Source organism: Nocardia vulneris, assembly GCF_001613425.1.
Lineage (GTDB): Bacteria > Actinomycetota > Actinomycetes > Mycobacteriales > Mycobacteriaceae > Nocardia > Nocardia vulneris.
Genome location: NZ_BDCI01000004.1, coordinates 289105 through 304537, shown reverse-complemented (window position 1 = coordinate 304537; position 15433 = coordinate 289105). Strand labels below are relative to the sequence as shown.

Genomic DNA, 15433 nt, shown 5'->3' with positions numbered 1-15433 from the left:
CGGGGGTATGCAATCTCCGTGTGCGGAATAGCGACGAACAGTCTTGCCAATTCACACACGATGAGCTTGACTTGCGTCCGGGGTTATTCCGATGCCGAAGTAGCGTCTGGTGACCTGACGTGTGTGATGTACCCGGGGGGTGAACTCGATTTCGTGACCGAAATCTGTGGTAACAGTAATCTCGGCACCGGTACCGACCAGTTGGTCATTTTCGTCGGCGGTGGGGACGCCGACGCGGTGGTGCCGTACTTTACAACAAATGCTGCCGACCTCGTCGGAAGCAATATCATATATCACCCTGGGTGCTCGGGTAATGCAGGCCTTGGAGCGAAAACCCGGCTGCCGTGCGCGCAATGCGGCAGCGGGGATGCCAGGAGGGATAGTTATGGACCAGATTGCTGCGGTCCGACCGGAAGCGGATGCTGCGGGTCATGACGTACTCGAATTCGGGTCGGACTCGGGGGATTCGGAAATCGAACAAATTCCCATCGATGAGCTCAGCGTGCTCGATTCACCACGGATCGGCGGTGAGGATTTCACGCACGTGCGCGCGCTGGCGGAAGTGATCACCGCATTACCGCCCATTGTCGTGCACCGGCAGACGATGACGGTGGTCGATGGCGCGCACCGCTTGCGCGCGGCGCAGCGCAGCGGGGCCGAGGTCATCAATGCAGTGTATTTCGACGGTGACGTGCGGGAAGCATTCGTGATCGCCGTGCGTATGAACAGCGCGCACGGTCTGCCATTATCCCTGGCCGACCGAAAGGCCGCGGCTACACGCATACTCGGCGACTACCCGGAATGGTCGAACCGGCGGGTGGCCGATGTCGTGGGATTATCCGACAAAACAGTCGGTGCTATTCGCCGAGGGGCAGATGCGGAATATCCGCAGCAGCCCGACGCTCGAATGGGACGCGATGGCGTGATGTATCCGGTCGAGGCCGGGGAGCGGCGGCGGCGCGCGTTGGAGTTCTTGGCCGACAAACCCGGCGCGTCGGCAAAAGAGGTGGCATTGGCGACGGGCGTTTCGCTCACCACCGCCAAGAAAGCTCGCCGGGACGCCCGGGAAAGCCGGGCCGCCGTCGCGGGCCGGGACGAATCGGCCGTCGACACCGGTGCGGGCGGCGAACCGGGCGCCACGCCCTCGGCGGATCGGCAAGCCGGTGGCCGGCGCGGATCGCGAGATACCGGCGCGATTGTGCGGCGCCTGCGGGCGGATCCGTCGTTGCGCTTCACCGAGTACGGTCGAAAGCTGCTGCGGATGCTGGAGGCGCTGCCCGTGGAACCGGCGGCGTGGCAAATGATAGTCGACAGTATTCCGATGCATTGCGCGCCGACGGTGGCGGAATTGGCTCGGCGGCACGCCGTGGAATGGCAGAATCTCGCCGAGCGATTGGCGCGAAAGGCCGACCTCGACCGTATTTCCTGAAGTTTTTGCTAATATTCGAACAGTCACTCGATACAGACAATTATTTCGGAACCGACTACGAATCCTTCGGTTGATTCGGCCGCGTAGTCGCATCGAGTGCTGTTCTCAGGAGGGGTTCGGTGTATTCAGCCAACGAAGAACGACGCATGCGGAATATCCGGAAATATCTGGGTCGGTCGCGCGCGGAAGTCGAGCCGACCATGCGCGCGGCCGTGCATCAACTGCCCGAATCGATGCAGCGCATCGCGAGTTATCACCTCGGCTGGTCGGACGAGCACGGCGTGGCCACGGCCGGCAACGGTGGCAAGGCCATCCGGCCCGCGCTCGTGCTACTCGCTGCCCAGGTCGTCGGGGGTGCCGCGGCGGCGGCGCTGGTGCCCGCCGCCGCGCTAGAACTCGTGCACAACTACACCCTGATGCACGACGACGTGATGGACGGCGACCTCACCCGCAGGCATCGGGCTACGGCGTGGCAGGTCTTCGGCCGGTGGCCCGCGGTACTCGCCGGCGACGCGCTGCTGGCTCAGGCGCTGAACATGCTGGCGGCGGAGCCGCGCGCGGAAGCCGTCCGGGGCACGGCGGTGCTGGCCGGCGCGGTGCTGGCAGTGCACGAGGGCCAGTTTGCCGATCTGAGTCTCGAGGCCCGCAGCGTGGTGAGCCTGGACGAGGTGACGGCCATGGTGCACGGCAAGACCAGTGCGCTGTTCGGTTGCGCCTGCGAACTCGGCGCGTTGTACGGCGGCGGGACCGAGGAGCAGATCAAATCCCTGCGCAATTTCGGTGACCATATGGGTATGGCCTTCCAGTTGGTCGACGACATGCTGGGCATCTGGGGCAGGTACGAATCGACCGGAAAGCCGGTCTGCGCGGATATCGCGGCCAGAAAGAAATCGCTGCCGGTGACCGCCGCGCTGAACTCGGCGACGGCGGCGGGCGCGAAGTTGGCCGTGATCTACCGGAGCGAGCGCCGGCTCACCGACGAGGAATTGCGGAATACCGCCGATCTCATCGTGGCGGCGGGCGGGCGGGCCTGGGCGGAAGCACGTGCCGAAGAAGAGATCGCCGCCGCGCTCGGTTATCTCACCGAGGCCGCGGTTTCCGCCGATCACGCCGAGCGGCTCATCGATATCGCGCACCTGGTCACCCATCGAGATCTCTGATCCATCCGAAAGGTAGAAATGAAATCGCGTAAGAAGTATTCGCTGGCCCGTGTGGCTCTGTGCCTGCCCTTTGCCGCCGCGCTGCTGCTGTCGATGTCGGCGCCCGCGGGAGCACTGCGTGGCACCACGCCACCGACCCCGCTGCGTATCGCGACGCCCGCGGACATGATCGATACCTGGTATCCGATGAGCTATAACTGGCTCGCCGTGCAGAATCCGGCCGGAAAAGAGAAATTGCTGATCACCTTCGCGCTGCACAACTTTCCCGCACCACAATTGATCAGCATCATCACCGCACCGGACGGCAGTTATTACAATGCGCTCGACTACGCGCTCGATCCCTACGTCATCACCGCCGATCCGATCACGGTGCGCAACAGTCGATTCAGTTGGAGTTTCGCGCCGGAACGCGAGGCGTGGCATCTGGTCCTGAACGACCCGATGACCCAGATCGGTGTGCCGGGTGCGGTCGCGGACCTGTGGTTCTACGACACCAAGCCCGGCGCGGCCATGACCGACGTCGATTGGGACGGGCAGAAGGTGTTCTGGGCTTCGACGCTGGGCGCGGCGAAGGTCGACGGATGGATCAGATTCCCCGGGCAGGCCGAGCCGACGGTGGTGCAGGAGTGGGCGGGCGAGCAGGAGCGGATGGCGGGCTACTTCGACCTGGTGGCCGGCCACAAGGGGTACGAATACGCGCAGGCGAGCAACCCTGACGGATCGGCCGATCAACTCTTCGCCTTCCCGCAGAAGAACGGTGACGTGCGTGGCGTCCTCGCACATACCGGCGTCGACGGCTCGGTGACGATGTGCGAACCGGATCATGTCGAATTGGCCGATTGGACCACCGAATTCGGCATGGACCGCGGCGCCCCCGTTGCGCCCCTGGACTATCCGCGGACCATCCGTTCGTCGTGCACCAGCGGCGATGTCCACCTCGCCCGGACGTTCACCGTCACCGAACAGCACGTGCACCCGCTGCGCTTCGGCCCTACCGACTTCACCATGGCCTTGACGACGATGGCCGACGGCCACAGCGACGTGCCCGGGTCGGTCGCGACCATCCAGCATCTGCGCAACCTCGGTTGGGAACGGCAGCGCAACTAGCGGATTCACCAGTAGCCGCGGGCCGCCAGCGAGTTCCGGGCGAGGTGGAAGTCGTTGCGCAGCACGCTCGCCACCTTGCGGGTCGTCCAGCGGTCGCAGGCGACCCAGCCGAAATGGTCGGGAGCGGCAAAGGCGGCGGCGCGGACCTGGTGCACCAGTGCCGCGCCGCCGTGCTCGCGCGGCACCCAGGTGACCTCGGTGCGTGCGGTCGCCGCGACCGGCAGGTCGCGATCGTCCTCGTGCTGCCATTCCAGCCACACCGTGGCCGGTGCGTCGCCGATCGCGGCGAGCAAGGAGTTGATCGCGGGCAACGAGGCGGTATCGCCCACGACGAGGTACCCGGCGGGCGGCGGCTGCGGTATCGCGAATCGCGAGCCACGAATGGTGGCCATGATCGTGTCGCCGACGCGGGCGTTGCGGGCCCAATTGCTCGCCCGCCCCTCGTGCAGCGCGAACTCGATATCGAAGCGGTCACCCCTGGCATCAGGCTCGACGAGGGTGAATGCGCGCATGTGCAAGCGGCTTTCGTCCGGAAACCACATGCGGACCCACATCGTCGGGTGGATCGATCGCCCGCTGAGCAGGCCGCCGCCGTGGAAGCCGAGCCGCAGATAGTGCGGCGAGATCTCACGGCGGCCGGTCACCGTCAGCTCGAAATCGGCGACGCCCACCGCCTTCAGCAGCGCGCCGTGCAGGTCCCGGGACGAGTGTTTGGCGACCGTCGGCACCGCACCGACGAACCGCGACATGAGCGACTGGTCATCTGACAGTTCAGGCATAGTGGGGGACTCCATCAGAACGGTTTGCATCTGTCAATACAAAGTGTCTCATAGGTGGGCGTAGTGACTCATGCCCAAAAGGAAGCCGAGGGCTCCCCATCGGGCGCCCTCGGCTTCTTGACCAGTGCTGATACTGCTATGGTCGCGCGTCGATCTCGACCACGGCGGCCGCGGCCTCCATGCCCGGCCCGCCGGTGAACAGCAGCACGCGATCGCCGGGGCCGACCTGGCCGGTGCGCAGCAGGTACTCGAGCCCACGGATCTGATCGGCCGGCCCCGCGTGCCCGACGGTGCGGGTGTAATCCCAGATGCCGCGCTCGACCGGGACCCCGATGGGGTCGAGGAACAGGTCCTGCAGCGCCCAGAAGGTGAACCCGTCGTGCACCACCCGGGCGATCTCGTCCATCGAGGTGTCGGCCTCCTTCAGGGTGCGCTCCACCACTTCGATCACGACCGACCCGAAATCGCTCTCCGGACGCAGTACGCCCTCGTTCATCCGGCGCTGGAAGTGGCTGGTGCGCTCCTCGAAGTTCAACGCGCCGCCGACGGTGAGACTCGGCGGGAACATCGTTTCGCCGGAGCGGTGGCGCTCCTCCAGTTCCGGCGCCGATACCGAACCGAGCGCGAGCACCCTGGCGAATCCGCCGGTGCGCGACAGTACGACGGCGCCGCCGCCGTCCGCGAGCACGAACAGCTTGGACGCGTTCCATCGGTCGACAGTGGGTGTGCCGAAATTGTCCGCGCAGGTCAGCAGGGCGGCCGGGCGATCGGAGGCAGTGGTCAGATACATGGCCGCCAGCTGCAGCGTGGACAGGAAGCCGATGCAACCGTTGCGGATCTCCATCGAGGGCACCGGCTGGTTGATGGTGCGGCGGTTGATGTAGTGCTGCGCCGACCATCCCTCCGGCCCCTGCGGGTGCACGTTGGTGTGGAACACGACGCCGAAATCCGCGGGCTGCTGCCCCGAGGTCGCGATCGCGACCTGGGCCGCGGTGACGGCCAGGTCAGGAGCCGGGGTGGCGCCCGCGGTGGTGATCGACACCAGCTCGCTGCGGGCGCGTTCGTCGGCGTCGTACCAGCCGCGGGCAACGGCGTCGGCGGTCTCGAGCCGCGGGACAGGGGCCGTCCCGATCCCGGCGATAAAGATACTGCTGGTTTTCATCGGAATGTCCTCCAAAGGGTTGGTGCTGCCCCGAAAAGTTTGGGCATTTTCGAACGAGAAAAGACCGTTTACAAGAAATGCCGAAGGTCTTTCACCGAGTGGTCGACAGAGTGTCCAGAGCGGACCTACTGTATCCACTGAGCGGAAGCGTACACCTCGACACACTCTGTCTCATCATCTAAACTCGTTGTCGCCGAGGGGGTCTGAAGTTCAGTGCGGTGTGCACGGCCGGTCGTCGATCATGCGACCGGACGCATACGTGAGAAACAATCAGACGCGAAATCAATCTGTGTAGGTTGCTATGAATTTGCAAACCAATGGAAACAATACTGGATCGACCCGAGTCGATCGAGTTTCTACGCGATCGAGAAACAATTCCTGGCGCAAGCCGCCGCGGCGCATCGAGGCGTCCGAATGCATCACCTGTGATTCCTGTCTGCGCAGTTGTCCGCAGGAGTTCGGAGCGATTTTCAATCGCGGATTGGACGTCGTCATCGTGCCGGAGCTGTGCTCGGGCTGCCCGGCCTGCGTACTGGTCTGCCCGGTGGACTGCATCTATGTCGACGAGGACTGGGCGGCGACCGGCAACGAGCTCTGGAGCCAGATCGATCCGACCGTCCGGGGGGACTGATGGTGACCACGCCGCGGCGTGCGGCCATGGCCAAGGCGCGGTTGAGCCGCCGGCCGAGCCGCCTCGGGCTACCGGCCGGCTCGACGCCTGTCCCCGAGTACACGGACTACGACGGCGGACTGCCCGGACTGCTCGCTCGCCTCTGGGCGGAATGCACGCGCAGTACCGAGCATGCCGCCGCGCTCGAACTGTTGCTGACCCTCGGCGGCCGAGTGCCCGCCGCGGTCCGGCTCCGGGCGCTCGCCCCGGTCGAGGAGGCCGCCGTGGCGGCGCTGTCCGGCAGGTCATGGCGATCGGCTGCCGACGGAGACCGCGACGCCGACGACGACCGGGCGATGGTGTTCCTCGGTGAGATCGGCCTGACCACCGATGCGCGGATCGTGATCCGGACACCCTCCGATCCGCCACTGAGCAGCGAGCACGACCTGATCGACGGGGTGCGCCGAATCCCGTGGACGGCCGCGGCGGTCACGCACCACCAGCGCGTGCTCGCCGAAATCGACACTCGCCGAAGGGATTCCATCCGCGATTGCCGGCAGTGGCTGACCGGTCTCGGCGGTCGCGGCCGCGACGAGTCGCTCGACGAACTCACCGAGGCGGCACTGCGTACCGCGCCGTTCATCCTGTACGAGGGACCGCACCGGTACAGCAACTTCCGCGAGCCCAACAATCTCACCGGCAAGTCGCTGTGGCCCGGCCATCCCGACTGCGTGCTCAGCAGTCTGCGCGGCCTCCCGCTCGACCTGTGGTCCGACAGTCAGGTCGTGCTGGTGGTCTGCCTGCTGCTGCTGGTCCGTTCGGCGGGCCCGGCCCGGATCGAAGAGGCCAACGGCACGCAGCTGAGCATCGACCATGTCGCGGATCTGCTGGCCGAGATCCGGCTGCGCTACAACCTGCTCCGGCGGGGTCCCGCCATCGCGGCGCCGGCATCGAAATCGGTGTCTGCGCTGCTGGGACTGGCGGACGCGCTGCGGGCCAGACGGGCCGAATTGACCAGTGCCGTGCAGCTGTATCGCGAGATCCACGGCGCGCTGGTGCACAAGACCGAGCGGGTCGCGGGGCCGGTTGCCGAGCCGTGCGAGGGGATCGACCGCAGACTCAGCGCGCGGCTGACCGAACTGCTGCCGGTGTCGGGACGCTCGCTCGCCGAGCTGAGTGCGGCGGTGGCCGCCCACCCGGACTGGCTGGCCGCGCGGCACGGTGAGTTCGGTTCCGGACTGGAATCGCTGGTGTACGAGACGGTTTCGGCCGCCGTACGGGAGTTCGGGGCCGACTTCGCGATGAGCAGGGGGCTGCGGTCACTGCCGCGCCTGGTCGCGGCGCTGCGCGGCGCGGACTGGGCCGAGATCGTGCGCTGGGAGATCGCCGACTACTTCTGCTGCGTCGTGCCGGACCCGGCCGCCCGCGCGCATTTCGGCGGTTCGCCGGTGCGGCTGGCCGATATCGCGTGGTCGATGGCGGCGCGGATGCAGTACAACTCCTGGCATTTCCTCGCGGGGAACCTGCCCGGGACGCCGGTGGTGCGGGCGCGCGACCACTTCTTCCCGCCGAGGATCCCGGATATCTCGCACTTCTCGGATCTGCACCACCACGGCCACATCGCCGGCCATGTCCGGTTCACCATCCGTAGCCCGCAGCCGGTGCGGGTGCTGGACCGGGTCTTCCACGGGTTCGTCGACCTGCGGCTGCTGCGCTGTCTGGGCCCCGCGTTCGACGAGCAGGAACTCCTTGCCGCCCAGCGGGTTTCGGCGTTCATCGCGCGGGCGACCGAACAGGCCGCCGCGCTGGTCGCGAACGGGCGGCAGCTCGAGGTCGCCGCATTCGACACCGCGTGGCACTGGGCCACGATCGCGGGCTCGGCGCCCGAGCCGGATATCGAGCCGGTCGGGGCGCCGGTCACTCTGCACGAAGGACATCGGCTATGACATCGTCAGCGCAAACCCGAGCAGTGCCCGCCGCGGCGCAGCAACCACCGTGGGACGCGCACCCGGACATCGGGCCGGTCCGTCAGACGTTGACCGCGCTGCCGGAGCTGGTGCGGCCGTGGGAGATCCGGTCGCTGCTCGCCGCGCTGGCTCGCGTCGAACGCGGCGCCGCGCTGCTGCTGCACGTTGGTGAGTGCGCCGAATTGTTCAGCATGGCCAGCCCCACCCATATCGATCGCAGGTTGCTGCTGTACCGGCGACTGGCCGATCGGCTCGCCGAGCGCAGCGGCCGCGAGGTGGTCCTGCTGGCGCGGATGGCCGGGCAGCACGCGAAACCGCGCAGCCAGCCCTATGAAACGCTGCCCGACGGTAGCCGGGTGCTGACCTACCGCGGTGACGCGGTGAACGGTGCCGCCTGCTCCGCGGGCGAGCGCGCCCCGGAACCGGCCCGGCTGCTGGAGAGTTACGGCCGTTCGCATCGCACCCTGGACTACCTGCGCAGGCATCAATACCTGGGCCGCCCGCTGTTCGTCTCGCACGAGGCGTTGCTGCGCGACTACGAGGAGCCGCTGACCCGCGACCACGGCGTGCGGTACGCGGCGAGCGCGCACCTGGTGTGGATCGGGGACCGTACCCGCGGGGCGGTGGACTGGCATATCAACTGGGCCGCGTCGATCGCCAATCCCGTGGCGGTGAAACTCGGTCCGACGACCGAGGAGCACGAGCTGACCGAGATCGTCCGCGCACTGAACTGCCCGCCGGTGCCGGGCCGGCTCGGCCTGATCGCACGGATGGGCGCCGGGCACACCGACCGGCTGCGCGCCCTCGCCGGTGCGGTGTCCGCCCTCGACGCGGGCGCGCTGTGGGTGTGTGATCCGATGCACGGCAACACCATTCGGGCGGGCGAACGCAAGACCCGGCTGCTGCGCGATATGCGCGCCGAGATCACCGCGTTCGTGACGATCCTGACCGCGGCCGGTCTCCACCCCGCGGGTCTGCATCTCGAGGTCACCCCGGACCAGGTCCGCGAATGCGGCACCGACCAACCGGACGCCGATCCGGGCGACGCGCCGCCGTGCGATCCACGGCTGAATCCCGATCAGGCGACCACGATCATCGACCACTTCGCCGCGGAGCTGGCGGCTCGCGCGCTGACCACCGAGGAGAGGCGTTCATCATGACGCTCGACGGATTCACGCCCTGGCCATCGGATTTCGCCGCGCGGTACCGCCAACTCGGCTACTGGGGCACCGACACCCTGGCCGAGCTACCGCGATGCTGGGCCGAGACCTTCGGTACCGCAACGGCGTTGGTGCATTTCGGCACGGGCGTCCGGCTGGACTACGCGGAACTCGATCGGCGCATCGACCGGATGGCGGCCGGGTTCCGGGCCCACGGTGTCGAGGCGGGGGACCGGGTCGTGGTCCAGCTGCCCAATCATCCCGAGTTCGTGGTCACGGTGTTCGCCCTCATCCGGCGCGGCGCCATCCCGGTCTTCGCGCTGCTGGCGCACCGCGGCAACGAGATCCGGCATCTCTGCCGCAGCGTCGACGCCACCGGTTTCGTCACGCCGGCGCGCTACCGCGGCTTCGATCATCGGGAACTCGCGGTGGACGCGCTGAAGAACTGTCCGACCCTGCGTACGGTTTTCGTCGCAGCCGACGCAGCCGACGCACGCGACTCGGGCGACGCAGCCGACGGGGTCGAGGCCGCGGTGTCGGATCGGTTCGTCGCGCTGGCCGAGGTCGACGCGGCGCCCGCCGCCTTTCCCCCGCCGCACCCGTCGGAGGTGGCCTTCTTCCTGTTGTCCGGCGGGACGACGGCGATGCCCAAGCTGATCGGCCGCACCCACTACGACTACTGCTATCAGACCCGCGTTCTCGCGGATCTGGTGCAGCTGACCGCGGGGGACGTCTATTTGGCGGCGCTGCCGGTGGAATTCAACTTCACCTGGGGATCTCCGGGTGTGGTGGGCACGCTGTGCCGGGGCGGTACCGTGGTGCTGGTCGACGACCCGAACCCGGACGATTGCTTCGCCGCGATCGACCGGGAGCAGGTCACCGTCACCTCGCTGGTGCCCGCGATGGCGCAGCTGTGGCTGGAGATCGCGGAGCTGGAACCACCGCGGCTCTCGACGCTGCGCCTGCTGCAGATCGGTGGCGCGCCGCTGCAACGCAGTGTCGCCGAACGTGTTTCGCCCACCCTGGGGTGTGCGCTGCAGCAGGTGTTCGGTATGGCCGAGGGCTTGCTCAGTGTGACCCGGCTCGACGATCCCGTCGAGACCGTGCTCGGCACGCAGGGCCGGCCGATCTCGCCCGGTGACGAGATCCGCCTCGTCGACGACGCCGATGCCGACGTGCCGCTCGGGCACATCGGCGAGCTGCTCGCCCGCGGCCCGTACACGTTGCGCGGTTATTTCCAAGCGCCGGAACACAATCGGAACGCCTTCACGCCGGACGGCTTCTTCCGGACCGGCGATCTGGCGCGCCTGAGTGCTGCGGGGAATCTCGTGCTCGAGGGGCGCCGCAAGGACATCGTGATCCGCGGCGGCAACAAGATCTCGGCCACCGAACTGGAGGGGTACCTGCTCGCGCATCCCGCGGTCAGCCGGGCGGTCGTGGTGCCGGTGCCCGATGCCGATCTCGGCGAAGCGATCTGCGCGTGCGTGCAGCCGATCGCCGAGCCGCCCACGCTCGCGGACCTACGAGAGTTGTTGCAACGCAGCGGAGTAGCTGAATACAAATGGCCGGATCGGCTGGCGATCGTGCCCGCACTGCCGCTGACCGGCCTCGGCAAAGTCGACAAGGCGGCCCTGGTGCGGGCCGTGCTCGCGGTGGGGCGGTGAGTCGGGTGAGCACACCGGACCTGCCCACCCTCGCCGAGGTGCGGGCGCTCGTCGCGGACATGATCGGGACGACGCCCGAGGCGGTGCCGCTCGACGCCGATCTGCACGCGCTCGGTGTCACCTCGATCGGCATGATGCGCCTGGCCAACCGGTGGCGGCGCGCCGGTATCAAGATCGCGTACGCGGACCTGGTGGCCGACCGGCGGCTGATCGCCTGGCGGCGATATCTGGCGCCGGAACAGGAATCTCGATGAGCGGCACGGTATTCGAGGTCACCGGCCTGGCCGCGGCCGTGGACATTCTCATCGATCGCTGGGGCATCCCGCACATCTACGCGGCCACCGTCGACGACGTGTTCTTCGCCCAGGGGTTCAATGCCGCACGGGACCGCCTGTTCCAGATCGATCTCTGGCGGCGAAAAGCCCTGGGCCAGTTGGCCGAAGTGTTCGGCCCGGATTATGTCGACGACGATCGCGCGGCCCGCCTGCTGCTTTTTCGCGGCGAGATGGACGACGAGTGGCGGGCGTACGATCCGCGCACCCGTGGCACGGTCGAGCGATTCGTCGCGGGCATCAACGCCTACCTCGACTGGCTCGACGCGCATCCCGACCAGCTACCGCCCGAATTCGGCCTGGCCAGCTACCGGCCCGCGCGGTGGTCCGCCGCGGACGTGGTGCGACCACGCGGGCATGCGCCCGCCTACGGACTGCTCACGCAGCATCGCCGGGCACTGGTCACCGCGGCCGCGGGCGTCGAGGCCGATCTCGTCCGCCAGCCGCTCGCGCGCGGTCACCGACCGGTGGTCACCGCCGATACTGTCCTCGATATTCCGGAGACGGTGCTGCGCGACTACCTGCTGGCCACCGGCCGGCCCGGGCCGCTGCCGGGGACCGCGTCGGGCAGCAACTGCTGGGCGGTGGCGGCGAACCGGACCGGCACGGGACGCCCGGTGCTGGCCGCCGATCCGCATCGGGGCTACACCACCCCCGCCCTGCGCTACCTGGCGCACCTGTCTGCGCCGGGCCTCGACGTGATCGGCGCGGGTGAGCCACAGCTGCCGGGAATCACGCTCGGGCACAACGGTACCGCGGCGTTCGGTTTCACGGTCTGCCCGATGATCTCGGAGGAACTGCTGGTCTGCGCGCTCGATCAGGAGCCGATCAGCACGGTGTTCGAGACCATCGAGGTCCGCGACGAGCCGCCGCGCCGAGTCCCGCTGCGGTTCACCGCGCACGGGCCGGTACTGGACATCGATCCGCGGCGCGGCCGCTGCTACGTGCTGCGCACCACCTGGACCCAACCGGGCACCGCGCCGTATTTCGGCAGTCTGGCCTACCTCACGGCCACCAGCTGGACCGAGTTCGACAAGGCGCTCGAGTCGTGGCGGCTGCCCGGCGAGACCCATGTCTACGCCGACGTGGGCGGAACCATCGCGCGGCGCACCGCGGGGCTGATCCCACGGCGCGAGGCGGGCACCGGCCTGCTGCCCCGGCGCGCGCCCGCGGTCCCGGTGGCCGAAGGCTGGTTCGCCCCTGCGGATTTCGCGACGGCCGTGGATCCACCGGAGGGCTTTGTGGCGACCGCGAACCAGTGCAACGTGCCCGACGAACTGCCGCTGCCCACCTATGAGTGGCCCAGCGATGCGCGGTATCGCCGGATCGTCGAGGTGCTCTCGGCGCCCGGCGACCATACCCTCGACGACAGCGCGCGCCTGCAAACCGATCTGCTGTCGGTCACCGCCCGCGCGGTCGTCGCGTTGTTGCGCGAGTCGGATTTCCTCGCGCCCGACCGGGTGCTCGAAGCCGCGCTGCGGCTGCTGCGCGGGTGGGACGCCGTCGAATCGGCCGACTCGGCCGCCGCCGCGCTCTACGAGGTGTGGTGGAGCAACAAGCTCGGCCCGGCGTTCGTCGCCGCGTGCGTGCCCGCCGCGGCGGTCCCGGCGATTGCGCGCCCGCATGCCCAGGCGGTATTGGACTGGCTACTCGATCCGCCTGACGTTGCCGAGCGGGACCGCCTCGTCGCGGTCACGTTGCGTGAGGCCTGGGACGAGGTCGTGGATCTGCTGGGCGCCGACCCTGCCGCATGGGCCTGGGGTCTGCTGCATCGAAGCCCACAGCCGCACCTGTTCGAACATCTGGACTGTGCGCTCGGCGTCGAGCCGATGCCGGTCGGCGGCTCCGATTCGACCGTGGCGGCGGCCGCCTACGTGCCGCCGGATTTCAGCACGGAGATCGGTGCGTCGATCCGGCTGCTCATCGATGTGGGCGGGTGGGACAACTCCCGGTGCGTCAACACGCCGGGCCAGGCGGGTGATCCGGGCAGCCCGCACTATCGGGATCTGCACAATGCCTGGCGTACAGGCGATTACGTGCCGCTGCTGTATACCCGCGCCGCCGTGGAGCGTGCGACCGAGCATCGCATCCGGCTGGAGCCCGGGGGCCGGCCATGAGCCACCACTTCGCCCTCGCGGAGATGACCGCCCTGTGGACCGAGCAGGCGCGCTACGACACCTGGACCCGGGTCGAGATCCTGGTCGCCGAGGCGCAATCGGCGATCGGGCGCGTCCCGGCGGACGCCGTCGCGGACATCCGCCGCGCCTCGGCCCCGGCGGCGGCCCGGGTGCGCGCACTGATCGCCGAACGAGATCATGAGGTGCTGTCCTATCTCGCCGCGTTCTGCGATCCGATCCCGGCGGATTCGGCGCGCTGGGTGCACCTGGGGATGACCAGCTATGACCTGGTCGATACCGCACTGGGCCATACGCTCGCCCAGGCCACCGACCTGATCCTCGATCAGGCGCGTCGGCTACGTCGTGTCCTCGCAGACCTCGCCCGAGCGCAGTGGGAGACGCCCTGTGTCGGCCGTACCCATGGCATCCACGCCGAGCCGACGACTTTCGGGCACAAGCTGGCCGGATTCGTCTTCGCCGTGGACCGTTCGGTCCGGCGCCTGGTCGCGGCACGAGCGGCGGTGGCGGTCGGCACCATCTCCGGCGCGGTCGGCACGTACTCGTTGATCGATCCGGCCGTGGAACGAATTGTCTGCGAACGGCTTTCGCTGGGTGTCGAACCGGCGCCCAGCCAGGTCGTGGCCCGGGACCGGCACGCCGAGCTCGTACAGGCGGTGGCTCTGCTCGGGGCGTGCGTAGAGCAACTGGCGCTCGAGTTGCGGCTGTTGCAGCGCACCGAGATCCGCGAGGTCGAGGAGCGCCGGACCAGCGCCTACCAGGGGTCGAGCGCGATGCCGCACAAGCGCAATCCCACCGGCAGCGAGCGCCTGTGCGGGCTGGCCCGGGTGCTGCGCGGTCAGGTCACGCCGTTCCTGGAGAACGTCGCGCTGTGGCACGAACGGGATCTGGCGCACGCCGCCGTCGAACGGGTCCTGCTGCCCGAGATTCTCACCATCGGCCACTACCAGGCGGCGCTGGCCGCCGATCTGGTCGAAACCCTCGAGGTGCGCCCGGATCGGATGCGCACGGCGCTGGCTGCGACCCGCGGGCTGATCTACAGCTCGCCGGTACTGGCCGCCCTGCTGCGCGCCGGCATGGACCGCGAAAAGGCTTACCGGACCGTACAAGCCGCGGCCGACCGAGTGGCACGGGGCGAGCTGGACTTCGGCAGTGCACTGGCCGAGGCCGGTATCACCGCCGAAGTGCTGGAGCCCGAACGGTTTCCACTCGATCACGAGGTCGTCCTGCAGCGCCTGCGCGCCCTCGACCTCACCACCTGAACCACGGAAGAAGGTACCGGACCGATGACGATCACACTGCCCGCCGTCGCATGGCAGACCCCCGCGACCTTGACCGGCGAACTCGTACAACTGGAGCCGATCGACCTACCGCACGCCGCGGACCTGCTGGCGATCGCCGAAGACGAGGTGTTCGAGCATCTTTCGATCACCCGGCCGCAGGACCGCGACGCGGCCGATCGGATGGTGCGGGCGATCCTGGACAGCTGCGCCGCGGGCAACCGGGTGTGCTGGGTCCAGCGCGATATCCGGGACGGGCGCGCCGCGCCGGTGGCGGGGACCACCTCCTACTACGAGATCAGCCCGGTGAACCGCAGTGTGGCAATCGGATTCACCTGGCTGGGGCGGGCGTGGTGGGGGACCGGCATCAACGTCGAGTCGAAGCTGCTCCTGCTGCGGCGGGCCTTCGACGAACTCGGTGCCGTCCGCGTCGTCTGGCACACCGATATTCGCAATGTGCGGGCCCAGCGCGCGATCGAAGGACTCGGCGCGCAACGCGAAGGCGTACTGCGCAAACACAAGCGCCGCCCCGACGGCAGCTGGCGCGACACCGTCCAGTACGCGGTGACCGACGACGAGTGGCCCGCCGTCCGGCAGCGGCTCACCCGACGGCTGGGCGACACCGCGCCGGACCACTGAGCGTCTACA

At 68.4% G+C, this 15433-nt stretch carries 13 protein-coding genes; 11 read left to right on the top strand and 2 right to left on the bottom strand.

Features of this window, described 5'->3' with window-relative positions:
* The first annotated feature begins 259 nt into the window (after positions 1–259).
* The 3 genes from NVU01S_RS07425 (at position 260) to NVU01S_RS07415 (ending at position 3696) form a co-directional block, all read left to right on the top strand.
* Positions 260–1429, top strand: coding sequence for a ParB/RepB/Spo0J family partition protein (locus tag NVU01S_RS07425; RefSeq protein WP_244467083.1), 1170 nt, complete (start codon positions 260–262; stop codon positions 1427–1429).
* 146 nt (positions 1430–1575) lie between these two features.
* Entirely contained in the window at positions 1576–2589 is a 1014-nt protein-coding gene (locus NVU01S_RS07420) for a polyprenyl synthetase family protein (protein ID WP_043663548.1), read from the top strand.
* A gap of 18 nt (positions 2590–2607) precedes the next feature.
* Positions 2608–3696: a hypothetical protein gene (locus NVU01S_RS07415; RefSeq protein ID WP_043663549.1), complete on the top strand. Its 1089-nt coding sequence runs from the start codon at positions 2608–2610 to the stop codon at positions 3694–3696.
* 5 nt (positions 3697–3701) lie between these two features.
* Here the strand turns inward: NVU01S_RS07415 and NVU01S_RS07410 are convergent, their stop codons facing one another.
* Positions 3702–4445, bottom strand: coding sequence for a siderophore-interacting protein (locus NVU01S_RS07410; RefSeq protein WP_052280123.1), 744 nt, complete (start codon positions 4443–4445; stop codon positions 3702–3704).
* 166 nt (positions 4446–4611) lie between these two features.
* Positions 4612–5637, bottom strand: a complete 1026-nt coding sequence (locus tag NVU01S_RS07405) for a ketoacyl-ACP synthase III family protein (RefSeq protein ID WP_043663779.1) — start codon at positions 5635–5637, stop codon at positions 4612–4614.
* Between the two features lie 301 nt (positions 5638–5938).
* On the opposite strand from NVU01S_RS07405, the gene NVU01S_RS07400 reads away from it, so the two are divergent.
* Genes NVU01S_RS07400 through NVU01S_RS07365 form a run of 8 tightly spaced genes read left to right on the top strand, consistent with a single transcriptional unit; the run spans position 5939 to position 15424 of the window.
* The gene (locus NVU01S_RS07400) at positions 5939–6268 is read left to right on the top strand and encodes a 4Fe-4S dicluster domain-containing protein (RefSeq protein WP_041562481.1); all 330 of its coding nucleotides are present in this window, start codon (positions 5939–5941) and stop codon (positions 6266–6268) included.
* Positions 6268–8193: a hypothetical protein gene (locus NVU01S_RS07395; RefSeq protein WP_043663550.1), complete on the top strand. Its 1926-nt coding sequence runs from the start codon at positions 6268–6270 to the stop codon at positions 8191–8193. The genes NVU01S_RS07400 and NVU01S_RS07395 overlap by 1 nt, the downstream gene beginning before the upstream one ends.
* Positions 8190–9374, top strand: a complete 1185-nt coding sequence (locus tag NVU01S_RS07390; RefSeq protein WP_063775903.1) for a 3-deoxy-7-phosphoheptulonate synthase — start codon at positions 8190–8192, stop codon at positions 9372–9374. The genes NVU01S_RS07395 and NVU01S_RS07390 overlap by 4 nt, the downstream gene beginning before the upstream one ends.
* Positions 9371–11038, top strand: coding sequence for a (2,3-dihydroxybenzoyl)adenylate synthase (locus NVU01S_RS07385; RefSeq protein WP_043663552.1), 1668 nt, complete (start codon positions 9371–9373; stop codon positions 11036–11038). Before NVU01S_RS07390 ends, NVU01S_RS07385 begins: the two co-directional genes overlap by 4 nt.
* 5 nt (positions 11039–11043) lie before the next feature.
* The gene (locus NVU01S_RS07380) at positions 11044–11292 is read left to right on the top strand and encodes a phosphopantetheine-binding protein (RefSeq protein ID WP_043663554.1); all 249 of its coding nucleotides are present in this window, start codon (positions 11044–11046) and stop codon (positions 11290–11292) included.
* Complete coding sequence (locus NVU01S_RS07375) at positions 11289–13487, top strand: penicillin acylase family protein (RefSeq protein WP_063048080.1); 2199 nt, start codon at positions 11289–11291, stop codon at positions 13485–13487. Before NVU01S_RS07380 ends, NVU01S_RS07375 begins: the two co-directional genes overlap by 4 nt.
* Positions 13484–14767 carry an adenylosuccinate lyase gene (purB, locus tag NVU01S_RS07370; protein ID WP_082032025.1) on the top strand — a complete coding sequence of 428 codons (1284 nt, stop codon included), beginning with the start codon at positions 13484–13486 and terminating at the stop codon, positions 14765–14767. Before NVU01S_RS07375 ends, purB begins: the two co-directional genes overlap by 4 nt.
* Positions 14768–14791: 24 nt before the next feature.
* The gene (locus NVU01S_RS07365) at positions 14792–15424 is read left to right on the top strand and encodes a GNAT family N-acetyltransferase (protein WP_043669886.1); all 633 of its coding nucleotides are present in this window, start codon (positions 14792–14794) and stop codon (positions 15422–15424) included.
* Positions 15425–15433 lie beyond the last annotated feature (9 nt).